Annotated in this window: 13 protein-coding genes; 4 read left to right on the plus strand and 9 right to left on the minus strand. The window is 59.4% G+C overall.

Translation table 11 applies throughout. From position 1 onward, the window contains the following. The first annotated feature begins 19 nt into the window (after positions 1 to 19). Positions 20 to 835, plus strand: coding sequence for a methionine ABC transporter substrate-binding lipoprotein MetQ (gene metQ, locus ACJ8HA_RS07970; protein ID WP_043141591.1), 816 nt, complete (start codon positions 20 to 22; stop codon positions 833 to 835). 46 nt (positions 836 to 881) lie between these two features. Here the strand turns inward: metQ and ACJ8HA_RS07975 are convergent, their stop codons facing one another. The 5 genes from ACJ8HA_RS07975 to ACJ8HA_RS07995 form a co-directional block, all read right to left on the minus strand. After that, a complete protein-coding gene (locus ACJ8HA_RS07975; protein ID WP_049209215.1) occupies positions 882 to 1,646 on the minus strand; it encodes an SDR family oxidoreductase in 765 nt (254 codons plus the stop codon). A gap of 139 nt (positions 1,647 to 1,785) precedes the next feature. Continuing rightward, entirely contained in the window at positions 1,786 to 2,706 is a 921-nt protein-coding gene (locus ACJ8HA_RS07980) for a sugar ABC transporter substrate-binding protein (protein WP_043141597.1), read from the minus strand. A 65-nt stretch (positions 2,707 to 2,771) separates the two neighbouring features. Further along, a complete protein-coding gene (locus tag ACJ8HA_RS07985; protein ID WP_049209216.1) occupies positions 2,772 to 3,812 on the minus strand; it encodes an ABC transporter permease in 1,041 nt (346 codons plus the stop codon). A gap of 15 nt (positions 3,813 to 3,827) precedes the next feature. Continuing rightward, positions 3,828 to 5,312, minus strand: a complete 1,485-nt coding sequence (locus tag ACJ8HA_RS07990) for a sugar ABC transporter ATP-binding protein (RefSeq protein ID WP_025302466.1) — start codon at positions 5,310 to 5,312, stop codon at positions 3,828 to 3,830. 75 nt (positions 5,313 to 5,387) lie between these two features. Then, positions 5,388 to 6,317, minus strand: coding sequence for a sugar ABC transporter substrate-binding protein (locus ACJ8HA_RS07995; protein WP_025302465.1), 930 nt, complete (start codon positions 6,315 to 6,317; stop codon positions 5,388 to 5,390). A gap of 484 nt (positions 6,318 to 6,801) precedes the next feature. Here ACJ8HA_RS07995 and ACJ8HA_RS08000 point away from each other — a divergent pair, with 484 nt between their 5' ends. From ACJ8HA_RS08000 to dcuR, 3 genes are all read left to right on the plus strand, one after another. After that, on the plus strand, positions 6,802 to 7,644 hold the full coding sequence (locus ACJ8HA_RS08000; protein ID WP_049209431.1) for a class I fructose-bisphosphate aldolase: 843 nt from the start codon (positions 6,802 to 6,804) through the stop codon (positions 7,642 to 7,644). A 125-nt stretch (positions 7,645 to 7,769) separates the two neighbouring features. Continuing rightward, a complete protein-coding gene (locus ACJ8HA_RS08005) occupies positions 7,770 to 9,383 on the plus strand; it encodes a sensor histidine kinase (protein WP_049204175.1) in 1,614 nt (537 codons plus the stop codon). After that, on the plus strand, positions 9,376 to 10,095 hold the full coding sequence (dcuR, locus tag ACJ8HA_RS08010) for a two-component system response regulator DcuR (RefSeq protein ID WP_004940959.1): 720 nt from the start codon (positions 9,376 to 9,378) through the stop codon (positions 10,093 to 10,095). The genes ACJ8HA_RS08005 and dcuR overlap by 8 nt, the downstream gene beginning before the upstream one ends. A 37-nt stretch (positions 10,096 to 10,132) precedes the next feature. Here the strand turns inward: dcuR and ACJ8HA_RS08015 are convergent, their stop codons facing one another. The 4 genes from ACJ8HA_RS08015 to ACJ8HA_RS08030 all read right to left on the minus strand — a co-directional run bounded on the left by ACJ8HA_RS08015 (position 10,133) and on the right by ACJ8HA_RS08030 (position 12,141). Beyond that, the gene (locus ACJ8HA_RS08015) at positions 10,133 to 10,468 is read right to left on the minus strand and encodes a hypothetical protein (protein ID WP_025302462.1); all 336 of its coding nucleotides are present in this window, start codon (positions 10,466 to 10,468) and stop codon (positions 10,133 to 10,135) included. Positions 10,469 to 10,501: 33 nt separating this feature from the next. Beyond that, positions 10,502 to 10,927 carry a hypothetical protein gene (locus ACJ8HA_RS08020; RefSeq protein WP_049204176.1) on the minus strand — a complete coding sequence of 142 codons (426 nt, stop codon included), beginning with the start codon at positions 10,925 to 10,927 and terminating at the stop codon, positions 10,502 to 10,504. A 61-nt stretch (positions 10,928 to 10,988) separates the two neighbouring features. Continuing rightward, positions 10,989 to 11,288: a hypothetical protein gene (locus tag ACJ8HA_RS08025; protein WP_025302460.1), complete on the minus strand. Its 300-nt coding sequence runs from the start codon at positions 11,286 to 11,288 to the stop codon at positions 10,989 to 10,991. A 637-nt stretch (positions 11,289 to 11,925) separates the two neighbouring features. Beyond that, a complete protein-coding gene (locus ACJ8HA_RS08030) occupies positions 11,926 to 12,141 on the minus strand; it encodes a helix-turn-helix domain-containing protein (RefSeq protein WP_025302459.1) in 216 nt (71 codons plus the stop codon). Positions 12,142 to 12,145 lie beyond the last annotated feature (4 nt).

The following is a 12,145-nucleotide window of genomic DNA, read 5'->3' on the forward strand; positions in this document are numbered from 1 at the left end:
TGACAAGGACCCTGGGAAAATGACATTTACGCTGAAAAACCTCACCCTGGCGCTGGCCGCCGCCGGCACGCTGCTGCTGACCGCCTGCGGCCCGACCGCACAGGACGATCACCACATCAAGGTCGGCATCAGCGCCGGCATCGATCAGTCGCTGTGGGCGGTGGTGCAGAAAGTGGCCAAGCAGAAATACGATCTGGACGTGGAGGTGGTGACCTTCAACGATTACGTGCTGCCGAACGAAGCGCTGAACAACGGCGATCTGGACGTCAACGCCTTTCAACACAAACCGTATCTGGACAAACAGATGCAGGAGCGCGGCTACAAGCTGGCGGCGGTAGGCAACACCTTCGTCTACCCGATCGCCGGCTATTCGAAGAAGATAACCGCACTCAGCCAACTGCCGGACGGCGCGCAGGTGGCGGTGCCGAACGATCCGACCAACCTGGGCCGCTCGCTGCTGCTGTTGCAAAAACAGGGGCTGATTACTCTGAAAGACGGCGTCGGCCTGCTGCCGACCGCGCTGGACATCGTCAGCAACCCGAAAAAGCTGAAGATCGTCGAGATTGAAGCGCCGCAGCTGCCGCGCGCGCTGGACGACCAACAGGTGACGCTGGCGATCATCAACACCAACTATTCCAGCCAGATCGGTCTGTCGCCGGCGAAGGACGGGCTGTTTGTCGAGGACAAAAACTCGCCTTATGTCAACATCTTCGCCAGCCGCATCGACAACAAAGACAGCGAGAAAGTGAAGGATCTGGTCAAGGCCTATCAGACCGATGAAGTGGCGGCCAGCGCCACCGAAATCTACAAGGGCGACGCCGTCAAAGGCTGGTAATGCCTCGCGTAGGGCCCGTGGCGCCCGGCCACGGGCCCTGCCAACCTCAGCCGCGCTGGATGGAAACGCCGCCGTCCACCAGCATCGCGGTGCCGGTGACGAATGAGGAGGCGTCAGACGCCAGATACAGCGCCGCCTGCGCGATCTCCTCCGGCATCGCCAGCCGCTTCAGCGCGTGCAGTTCGGCCACCTGCGCCAGCGCTTCCGGGGTATTGCTCATCTGCCGCCCCATCGCCGTGTCGGTGCCCCCCGGCAGCAGCGCGTTCACCCGAATGCCGCGCCCGCCGAACTCCACCGCCAGCGCCTGCGTCAGGCCGATCAGCCCCGATTTGCTGGCCGCATAGGCCGCCGTACCGGGAAACGCCGCGGTGTGGCCGACGAACGTGGAGGTGAAGATCACCGAGCCTGCGCCGCGCGCCAGCATGGCGGGGATTTGATATTTGGCGCTGTAGTAAGCGCTGGACAGATTGGTTTCCAGCACGTCGCGCCATTCTGACGCGCTGAGCGCCAGCGACGGCCCCAGCGGCCCCAACGTGCCGGCGTTGTTGAAAGCGATATCCAGCCCGCCGAACTCATCGACGGCCGTCGCCGTCAACCGTTCGGCGAAGGCTTCGTCGCGCACGTCACCAGCTACCGCCAACGCCCGGCCGCCCTCGCGCCGAATGACCTCTACCAGCTCGGCCAACAGCGGCTCGCGCCGCGCGCCCAACACCAGCGCTGCGCCCTGCCGGGTAAACAGCAGCGCCGCCGCTTTGCCGATCCCCGAACTGGCGCCGCCGATCACCGCCACCTTGCCGTTTAATGCGTTCATCGCCCATCCTCTCGCTGTTTAAAGATCCTCAGTGTGAGGCAAGATTCGGCGCCGCGCTGGCCGCAAGCGGACATGTAACTGGCGCCAATAAGAAAGGCGCTGCAAGCAGCGCCCCGGCAACGCGAACCTGGCGGTTAACTTACGGCCTGGCCGCATATTTCCCCTGATTGGCCGGCGTCACCAGCTCGAACGGGATCCAGTAATACGGCTCGAGTTTTTCACCGTTGATCATGCGCTGCGCCACATCGACCGAGGCCTTGCCCTGGCCGACCGCGTCCTGGAACACCGTGACCTGCATCTTGCCGGAGGCCAGTGCCTTGAGGCCGTCCGGCGTAGCGTCGATGCCGCCGATCAGCACTTTCTTATCCGCCTTGCCCGCCTGCTGCAGCGCCATGATCGCACCAATCGCCATCTCGTCGTTGTTAGCGGCGACGATGTCGATCGCTTCGCCGTTGGTCAGCCAGTTCATCATCAGATCCATGCCTTCACTGCGTGAATAGTTGGCGCTTTGCTTCTGCACCACCTTCATTTTCGGGTACTTGGCCACCACCTGCTCCACGTCTTTGGTGCGCTGCAGCGCGCCGGCGTCGGTCAGGTTGCCGATCATCACCGCCACGTTGCCCTGATAGTTAGCCAGCCGCGCCAGCTCTTCCATCTGCAGCGTGCCGGACTCCCGCTCGTCGGAGCCGACGAACACCACGCCCTGCGGCAGTTTGGCGTCGCCCGGCGTGCGGTTCACGTACACCAGCGGCACGCCGGCGGCCTGCACCATTTTGGTCATCACCGGGGTGCTGGCCGAGTTGACCGGATCGACGATAATCGCGTCCACCCCGGCGCTGATAAAGCTCTGCACCTGATCGGTCTGGCGGCCGACGTCGCCGCGCGCGTCTTCGAACTGTACGGTAATGCCGCGCGCCTTGGCCTCCTTGTCGATCGCCTGGCGGATAATGGTGAGGAAGTTCTGGTCAAAATAGGCCATCGATACGCCGATGGTTTGCGCCCATGCCGAAGTGGACGCACACAGCGCCACCGCCAGCCACAGCCCTTTCAGGTAATTCATCATGTGTTCCCCCGGGTAAAAAAACGCCGCCGGCCCACCTTGGCGCCGGCGGCAATTCACGGCAATCAGTGTTTTTTGCGGTTGCGCCGCATGTCGATAGACACGGCGGCGACGATAATCACGCCTTTGATAATGTCCTGAATGTAAGAGTCGACGCCGATAAAGGTGAAGCCGCTTTTGATAAGGCCGAGGATCACCGCGCCGATCAGCGTGCCGGTAATGCGCCCGACACCGCCCATCAAGCTGCTGCCGCCGATCACCGCCGCGGCGATGGCGTCCAGCTCGTACGACATCCCCATGCTCGACTGGCCGCTGCTGACGCGCGCCGCCAGCACCACGCCCGCCAACCCCGCCAGGCCGCCGGCGATGGTGTAAACCGTCACCAGGTACTTATTGACGTTGATGCCGGAGACCCGCGCCGAGGTCATGTTGCCGCCGATGGCGTAGATGTATTTGCCGTAGCGGGTGTGTTTGAGCGCGATGTGGAAGATCACTGCAATCACCAGGAAGATGATCACCGGCATCGCGCCCTGGCCGATTGACGTGAAGCCGTCCGACAGGAAGCTAACCGGGTTGCCCTTGGTGTAGTACTGCGCCAGACCGCGCGCCGATACCATCATCCCCAGCGTGGCGATGAACGGCGGAATGCCGGTGCGGGTGATCAGGAAGCCGTTGATAAAGCCGCAGACGATGCCCACCCCAATCCCGGCGCCGATCGGGATCGCCGCCGGCAGATCGAGCAGCCCCGGGTACATCGGCGAGATGCTGTCCGAGGTCTGCGCCAGGCTGGCCGCCACCACCGCGGTCAGCGCAATCAGCGAGCCGGAGGAGAGATCGATGCCGGTGGTGATGATCACCTGGGTGACACCCACCGCGATGATGCCGATGATCGCCACCTGCAGCACGATCAGCAGCAGGCGGTTCGGGTTCAGCAGGAACGACTGATCGCGCATGTACCAGCCGAGAATTTCGAAGATCAGCGCGATGCCGATCATCACGATGAAAATACCGGTGTCTTTCGGCATTTTGCCGCTCAGCCCGGAGAACAGCGCTCCCTTGCCCGTTGAATCGGCGGAGAGCGGCTTCTCAATCTTTACGTTACTCATGATGTTCACCCTTCGTTATTCTGAGGCCAGCGCCAGGATCTTTTCCTGGTCCGCGTCGTCTTTGTCCAAAATGCCGGTGATGCGACCGCCGTGCATCACCATCACCCGATCGCTCATGCCGAGGATCTCCGGCAGCTCGGAAGACACCAGAATGATGGCGACGCCGCGGTTGGCCAGCTCGCTGATCAGGCGGTAGATTTCCGCTTTCGCCCCCACGTCGATGCCGCGCGTCGGTTCGTCGAGGATCAGGATTTTCGGCTGCGCCAGCAGCCAACGCGCGATCAGCACCTTCTGCTGGTTGCCGCCGCTGAGGTTATTGATGATCTGATCCATGGTCGGCGTTTTGATGTTGAGTTTTTTGATCTGATCCATGCAGTCTTTGGCCATCTGCACATGGCTGACGAAACCGTTCTTGCCGATGTATTCCGACAGGTTGACGATGCTCATGTTCTCGACCACCGACAACACCAGAAACAGGCCGGATTTCTTGCGGTCTTCGGTGAGAAACGCCAGCCCGCTCTCGATCGCCTTCGCCGGGGAATCCACCTTCACCGCCTGGCCTTCGATAAAGATCTCGCCGCCGTCCGCCGGGTGCATACCGAACAGGCTTTCCATCACTTCGCTGCGCCCGGCGCCCACCAGCCCGGCGACGCCGAGGATCTCGCCGCGTTTGACGCTGAACGACACGTCATGAAACCAGCCGCTGCGGCGCAGCCCCGCCACCCGCAGCACTTCCTCGCCGATATTGTTGTTGAATTTGGGGAACATCTGCGTCAGTTCGCGCCCCACCATCATGGTGATCAGCGACTGTTTGGTCAGGTTTTCGGTTTTGTCGCAGGCGATGAAGGTGCCGTCACGGAAAATGCTCACTTCGTCGGTGATGGCGAAGATCTCGTCCATCTTGTGGCTGATATAGATGATGCCTTTGCCCTGCTCGCGCAGTTCACGGATGATGGCGAACAGGTGCACCACTTCGCCTTCGGTCAGCGCCGAGGTCGGTTCATCCATGATCAAGACGTCGGCGTTGTAGGACACCGCCTTGGCGATCTCCACCATCTGCTGATTGGCGATGCTCAACTCGCCCACCAGCGTATCCGGCTGCAGTTTGATGTTCAGCCGCGCCAGCAGCTCGCGGGTCTGTTCGTTCAGCTGCTCGTGGTTGACGAACCCCAGCCGCGCCGGCTCGCGCCCCAACCAGATGTTTTCCGCCACCGTCATGTCAGGCACCAGGTTCAGCTCCTGATGGATCATGGAAATGCCCGAATGCAGCGCCTGCAGCGTATCGCTGAAGGTGACCGGCCGGCCTTTGATTTTGATCGAGCCTTCGTCCGGGTGGTAGATGCCGATCAGGCATTTCATCAGCGTCGATTTGCCCGCGCCGTTTTCCCCCATCAGCGCGTGCACGCTGCCGGGTTTGATTTTAATCGAGACCTTATCCAGCGCTTTGACGCCGGGGAACTGCTTGCTGATGCCTTCGGCCTCAAGAACATAAGGGTACATACCGCTTACCTCCGCACTGACCCACGTTTTCCGCCGCGATCGCCCCACACCGGCGCCCGCGGCGGGCTTCAAGGCTTATTTCTTGTTTTTATCGGCGAATTGCTGGTAATTGGCCTGGGTGATCAGCTGGTAAGGGATCAGCACGTTGCTCTCCACTTTCTCGCCTTTCACCAGTTGAACGGCGGTTTGCACCGCGCCCTCGCCCTGGCCTTTGGCGTCCTGGAACACGCTCAACGCCAGATCGCCCTTCTTGATGAACTCCAGCGCGTCCGGCGTGCCGTCAACGCCGGCCACCAACACGCCGGATTTCTTGGCTTGCTTCAGCGCCAAAATAGCGCCGATGGCCATTTCGTCGTTGTTGGAGGCGATGGCGTCAATCTGCTGGCCGGACAAAATCCAGTCGGTGGTGACGTCCACGGCCTCTTTACGGAAGAACTTGGCGGTTTGTTTGTCGACTATTTTGATGCCGGGGTAGTTGGCCGCCACCTCTTCCACGCCGCGAGTGCGGTCGCGCGTGGCTTCGCTCGACAGCTCGCCCATCAGGATCATCACGTTGCCCTTGCCGTTCATCAGCTTGGCCAGCTCTTCCATCTGGAGCTTGCCGGCCAGCTTGGAATCGGAGCCGACGTAGGCCATGCCGGCCGGCAGCGCCACTTCCGGCTTGCGGTTGACGAACACCAGCGGGATCTTGGCCTTCTCGGCCAGCTTGATCATCGGCTTGACGCCCTGGGTATCCACTGGGTTGAGGATGATGGCGTCGACGCCCTGGCTGACGAAGTTTTCGATTTGTTGAATTTGCTGCGCAATGTCGCCCTTGGCGTCTTCGAACTGGCCGCTGACGTTGCCGTCGGCCTTCATTTTGCTTTGCATCGACTGGCGCAGAATGGTGAGGAAGTTGTCATCGAAGTAAGCCATGGAAACGCCGATCTTGATGTCTTTCGCCAACACGCTGGCCGGCAGCATACACATCAGTACCGAGGCGGCGATCAGTTTCTTCAGCTTCATGTTCGTTACCCTTTAATCGTTAGAATGAAGAGGTCTGTTGGTTGACAGCTAATGAAAAATATTTTTTACATTCAAACAACAATACGGTCGGTGTTATCCCTTTGATACGGCGAAATTACCGCGTTATCGCCGTATTAAGGCCGTGAAAAAAATGGTGATCGATATCTCAAAACAGATTAAAAACAATCAATTGAAATAAACCCCTGGCACAACAAACGGCGTCTTTATCGCGTTTTTAAATGTTTATTTCATAATTTAGATTATTGAAACTTTTTAACCCAAACAAGCGAAACATGCATTTTGGAATGGCTTATTAACAAAAACATGACACGGATCTAACAAATGAAATGAAAGCCACCGGCGAGCGTTCCCCTTTCGTGCGCCGGCAAAAACTGCGAGCGGCTACGCAGTTTGCGGTTTCCGCGTTTCCCGACCATTCTTACTCGGCAATAATGGACATATCCCTATCTCAGGAGGACCTGACATGCAGCTCAGCAGTAAGGTGCGGATGAACCGCCTGTTCAACAACGGCAAGTGCCTGGATGTGGCGATCGATCACGGCATCGCCAACGAACCGGATTTCTTAATCGGCCTGGAAGATATCGAACGGGTGATGGGCAACCTGATCGCCGCGCGCCCCGACGCCATTCAGGTCAACTACGGCCAGGCGGAGCTGCTGCAGCGCGCGCCGCAGCGCGAAAAGCCGGCGCTGGTGATGCGCACCGACGTCGGCAACGCCTATAACGCCGCGCGCCACCGTGAGATGTGGGCGGTGTTGCACAACCCAGAAGCGCCGATCCTCGCCGCGCTGCAAATGGACGCCGCCGCGGTGGTGGTCAATCTGTATATGATCCCGGATGAACCCGGCATTTTCCGCCAATGCGTGGAGAACATCGGCCGCCTGCGCCACGCCTGCGATCGCTACGCCATGCCGCTGATGATCGAACCGCTGGTAATGGCGCCAGCCGGCCAGGGCGCCGCCTACGGATCGCTGGGTGACGTGGAGAAGATCGTGCCGCTGGTGCGGCTGGCGCGCGAGCTGGGTGCCGACATCATCAAGGCCGATCCGACCGATCGGGTGGAGGATTTTCACCGCGTGGTGGAAGCGGCGCGCTGCCCGACGCTGGTGCGTGGCGGCGGCAAGGGGGAGCTGGGGCCGGTGCTGGAAAAATCCGCCGCGCTGATGGCCCAGGGCGCTTCCGGCATGGTCTATGGCCGCAACGTTTACCAACACAGCAATCCGTCGCAGGTGGTGCGCGCCCTGATGGCGATCATCCATCAAGGTGCCAGCGGCCAACAGGCGCTGGAGCTCTACCACCAGCAATGACCCGCTTTTGTAACTAAAATAACCCCTCCGCACCCCGGCAGCATGCTATAACCTGCTGCCGGTAACTGCAGCTTGCCTCATTCCTCGCTAGAATACGCCGTGATATCGCCATTCGGAGAACCGCCATGCCAAAACAACGGGTGCCGCTCAAGCTGAGCACCTCCATCACGCTGATGGTGTCCGCCATCATCGCTTCGGTGCTGCTGGTGGTGTTCGCGCTGTTTTTCGTGCAGATGAGCCGCGAGGGGCAAGATCAGCTGCAGCAAAAAGCCATCGCCGTCGCCAACACGCTGGCGCTCTCCAACACCGTGATCGACGGCCTGCAGCGGCGCGATCAAAGCGGCGCCATTCAGCGCTTCGCCGAGCAGGTGCGCCATCAAAACGAGCTACTGTTCGTGGTGGTGGTGGATATGCAGGGCATCCGCTATTCGCACCCCAAACCCTGGCTGATCGGCAAACATTTTATCGGCGACGATCTGGCGCCGGCGCTGCAAGGCAACGTCAACAGCGCCATCAACCGCGGCACGCTGGCTCCGGCGCTGCGGGTGTTCGTGCCGGTGTATGACGATCAGAAAAAACAAATCGGCGTAGTGGCGCTCGGCATCGCGCTGGACACCGTGCAGCGGGTGGTGGCGGAGAGCCGCTGGATCATCTATTGGACCATCGCCTTCGCCGCGCTGGTCGGCAGCCTGGGCACCTTTTTCCTGGTCTCTGCGCTCAAGCGCATCATGCTGGGTTTTGAGCCTTACGAAATCTCCAACCTGTTCGAACAGCGCAACGCCATGCTGCAGTCGATTAAAGAAGGCGTGATCGCGGTCGATAATGAATCCCGCATCACCATCGTCAATGACGAAGCCAAGCGCCTGCTGCGCCAGAGCGGGCCGGTGGAAAACCTGCTGCTGGAAGCCGCCAGCAAGCATTGGCCGGCGCAGCTGCATCTGGCGGAGGTGCTGGCCAGCGGCGAACCGCTGCGCGATCGGCAGATCAGCTTCAACGGCAGCGAACTGCTGACCAATACCGTGCCGGTGATCGTCAACGGCAAGGTGACCGGCGCCATCGCCACCTTCCGCGACAAAACCGAGGTCAGCCGCTTGCTGCAGCGCCTGAGCGGCATGGCACACTACGCCGACGCCCTGCGGGTGCAGTCGCACGAATTTATGAACAAGCTGCATGTGATACTCGGCATGCTGCACATGAAGGCCTATCAGCAGTTGGAAAACTACATCATCAACACCGCCAGCAACTACCAGGAAGAGATCGGCGCGTTGCTGCGCAAGATCCATTCGCCGGAAGTGGCGGGCTTCTTCATCGGCAAGATCAGCCGCGCCCATGAGGCCGGCATCGAACTGACCATCGAGGAAACCAGCCTGCTGCCAGAAACCGACGATGCGGAGACCACCCATGTGCTGATCAGCGTGCTCGGCAACCTGATCGAAAACGCCATCGACGCCATCGACGGCGTTGAGGGACACGAGATCGGCCTGAGCTTCCATCACCACGACGATCAATTACACTGTATCGTCAGCGACGACGGCCCCGGCATCGATCCGGCGATCGCCGCGCGCATCTTCGAACACGGATTTTCCACCAAGGGAACGGGACGCGGCATCGGCCTAGCGCTGATCCGCAGCCATCTGGAGAAACTGGGCGGCAGCATCGATTTCGAATCCGAACCGGGCGAGCTGACCCAATTTTTCGTGCACCTTCCCTATCAGGCCAAGAGCAGAGCCCATGATTAACGTACTGATTGTCGACGACGACCCGATGGTGGCGGAGCTGAACAAATACTACCTGAGCCAGGTCGGCGGTTTTCACTGCCAAGCGACGGTCGCCACTCTGAGCCAGGCGCGCGCCCTGCTGGCCGATGCCAGCGTCAGCATCGATCTGGTGTTGTTGGATATCTACATGCAGCAGGAGAACGGGCTGGATCTGCTGCCCGGCCTGCGCGAACTCGGCGAGAAGACCGATGTGATCATCATCTCCTCCGCCAGCGACGTGAACACGGTGCAAAAAGCGCTGCACTACGGCGTGGTGGATTATCTGATCAAACCGTTCCAGTTCAGCCGCTTTAAGGAGGCGCTGAGCCACTACCGGCAACAGTCTCAGCTCTTGGCGCAGCGCGAGTTTTCGCAGGCCGACGTCGACAGCCTGCTACGCCGCCAGCCCGGCGGCCAGGAGAGCAAGAAGCTGCCGAAAGGGCTGACCAGCATCACCCTGAGCACGGTGTGCGAGTGGATCGAACAGCAGCACGACAGCGAATTTTCCACCGACAACCTGGCCAACGCCATCGGCATTTCGCGGGTGTCCTGCCGCAAGTACCTCATCTATCTGGCGGAGAGCGGCATTCTCGGCACCCGTATTCTGTACGGCGCCACTGGCCGACCGGTCTATCTGTATCAGTTGAAACCGGATGCGATCGCCATGCTGAAAGAGCATTGCCGCCCGGCCTAAACGACGCCGGGCGCAGCAAGCGCCCGGACGTTAAAGGCTAGAAGTTGTGCATGTAACACTTCGCCTCGGGGTGAGGATCTTTCGAATGTCTGCGCAGGCAACGCTGCTTTTTCTCCTGCTGTTCCAGGTTCCGCTGCTGCCGCTCGGCGGCCTCTGCTGCCTCGCGCTGCTGTTCCCGTGCAATCGCCTGCTCGTTGACCAGCGTCAGGTTATCGACATTCCACACCTTGTGACGCAATGCATCACGCTTTTTCTGGTATTCCTCGGTGATCTTACTGTCCTTCGGCGCCGCCGCATGGTATTCCAGATCCACCCGCGCCTGCGCGAAGCTGGCGCAACACAAGGCCACGCCGGTCAACACTATCATTTTCATCGATAAACTCCTGACAAGTCCCTGTTCTCATCTTTAGCAATTCAGCGGCCGACCATTCAGCCAGGCCCGGCAATATGCGCCGACAAACGGCCGATGCGGCCCCATCAGGGACGTCCGGCGCAGACGCAGCGACAGGCAGCGAACAATATCGGCTCCCTGTTCGCAGGCCGATCGGGCGCTCTGGTGCCCCTGCGCAGAACGTCTCGCCGTTTTCTGTGTTTGCAACCACATTTCCAACGCTTCCCGCTCCGCACGCAGCCGCGCCAGCTGCATGCGCTCCGCCTGAATCTGTTCAGCCAACCAAATATGCTGCAACAAGCCATCCAGCCGCGCCGGGCATCCCGCCGCAGAGGGACTTTCCGTCGAGGCGCCGGGCGAGGAATGGCGATCGATGAACGCCTGACTGCAAAATGAGGCCAGCAGCGCCAGCGCCGCAGCGATTAACGAGGGTATTTTCAATACACAAGCTCCATGAATAAGCCGACTAGGGCGCGCCACGAAAAATGACGCAGAGAACCGTTCAACAGCCATTGAGTGAAGACATATGAGGCTCTGCGGGATCGGGCGCATGTTGCCCTCCCGTCGCCGGCGTTTTCGCGTTTTCGGCATCGCATTCCGCCAGACGCGCCAAGGTTTCAGCCTCGTTCTCCGTGGGTGGTGTCGGCACCGCCATCTCTTGTCGCAGGCCATGCGCCAGCTCTTTCAATTTCTTCTGAAACAGCACGGGAGAAACTCCCTCGCATTGCCGATCGTAACGGGCCGCATTTGCTTGCAGACTCAACAACGACATTATCAACATGGCGACAATACGCTTTGCCATTGAAAACTCCTGTAATGATGTCTAGGTATGTCGATATAAATTCAACAAGCAGAGATTCATCGTTTAAAGATAAATAACGCATCGGAAAAACAGAGTAGCGAATTAATAATAAACCGCTCCATAATATCTCTGAGATAACGTCTGGCGCCACGCTGAATAAAGAGTGGCGATTAGCGCCCCCCTATTTTCGACCAGTCCAGCGTACCGCCGATACCGACCCGGCCTTCATTCAGCACGGAAGCGGCGGATTCACCGGCGATAATACGCTGTTTTTGTTCTCGCGTTGCGGGCTGCGGTGCTCCCCAATTCCCCCGATGAGTGGAGGAGGATGAGGATGAAACAGTGGGGTAAATGGCACTGCATCCGTTTAATACCAGACACAATGCCAGAAGATAATTACGCCATGTCATACTATTCCCCTTAAAATAACGCCATTGGTAGTGACGGTAAATGAAAAATGAGTTTATTTAGTTTAATAACGTTCGCCGCATGCCATCGCCAGCGACAAAAAGAATACGCAAGTGTTAATCACCCGTTATTTTAATTAACCTGAATAAAACAAATATCGCTCAATAAGATAACGCTAATCGCAGAAATGGGCCAGCAGGTTCAGCGCACTTCCGAGTGCGCTGGGATCTTACTCTTCGCCGTCCGGCTGCCAGGCCAACAGATCGCCAGGCTGGCAGTCGAGAATGCGGCAGATCTTGTCCAGCGTTTCCAGCCTGACTCCCTTGACCTTGCCGTTTTTCAACAGAGACAGGTTTTGCTCGGTGATCCCCACCTGCTCCGCCAGCTCCTTTGAACGCATCTTCCTTTTGGCCAACATGACATCAAGACTTACGATTATTGCCACTCTA

Source organism: Serratia sp. CY33802, assembly GCF_052169095.1.
Lineage (GTDB): Bacteria > Pseudomonadota > Gammaproteobacteria > Enterobacterales > Enterobacteriaceae > Serratia > Serratia bockelmannii.

Coding starts and splice junctions, on each gene's coding strand:
- ACJ8HA_RS07980 (WP_043141597.1), bottom strand. CDS start 2,706: ATGAATTACCTGAAAGGGCTGTGGCTGGCGGTGGCGCTGTGTGCGTCC.
- metQ (WP_043141591.1), top strand. CDS start 20: ATGACATTTACGCTGAAAAACCTCACCCTGGCGCTGGCCGCCGCCGGC.
- ACJ8HA_RS07995 (WP_025302465.1), bottom strand. CDS start 6,317: ATGAAGCTGAAGAAACTGATCGCCGCCTCGGTACTGATGTGTATGCTG.
- ACJ8HA_RS08005 (WP_049204175.1), top strand. CDS start 7,770: ATGCCAAAACAACGGGTGCCGCTCAAGCTGAGCACCTCCATCACGCTG.
- ACJ8HA_RS07975 (WP_049209215.1), bottom strand. CDS start 1,646: ATGAACGCATTAAACGGCAAGGTGGCGGTGATCGGCGGCGCCAGTTCG.
- ACJ8HA_RS07985 (WP_049209216.1), bottom strand. CDS start 3,812: ATGAGTAACGTAAAGATTGAGAAGCCGCTCTCCGCCGATTCAACGGGC.
- ACJ8HA_RS08000 (WP_049209431.1), top strand. CDS start 6,802: ATGCAGCTCAGCAGTAAGGTGCGGATGAACCGCCTGTTCAACAACGGC.
- ACJ8HA_RS07990 (WP_025302466.1), bottom strand. CDS start 5,312: ATGTACCCTTATGTTCTTGAGGCCGAAGGCATCAGCAAGCAGTTCCCC.
- dcuR (WP_004940959.1), top strand. CDS start 9,376: ATGATTAACGTACTGATTGTCGACGACGACCCGATGGTGGCGGAGCTG.
- ACJ8HA_RS08015 (WP_025302462.1), bottom strand. CDS start 10,468: ATGAAAATGATAGTGTTGACCGGCGTGGCCTTGTGTTGCGCCAGCTTC.
- ACJ8HA_RS08025 (WP_025302460.1), bottom strand. CDS start 11,288: ATGGCAAAGCGTATTGTCGCCATGTTGATAATGTCGTTGTTGAGTCTG.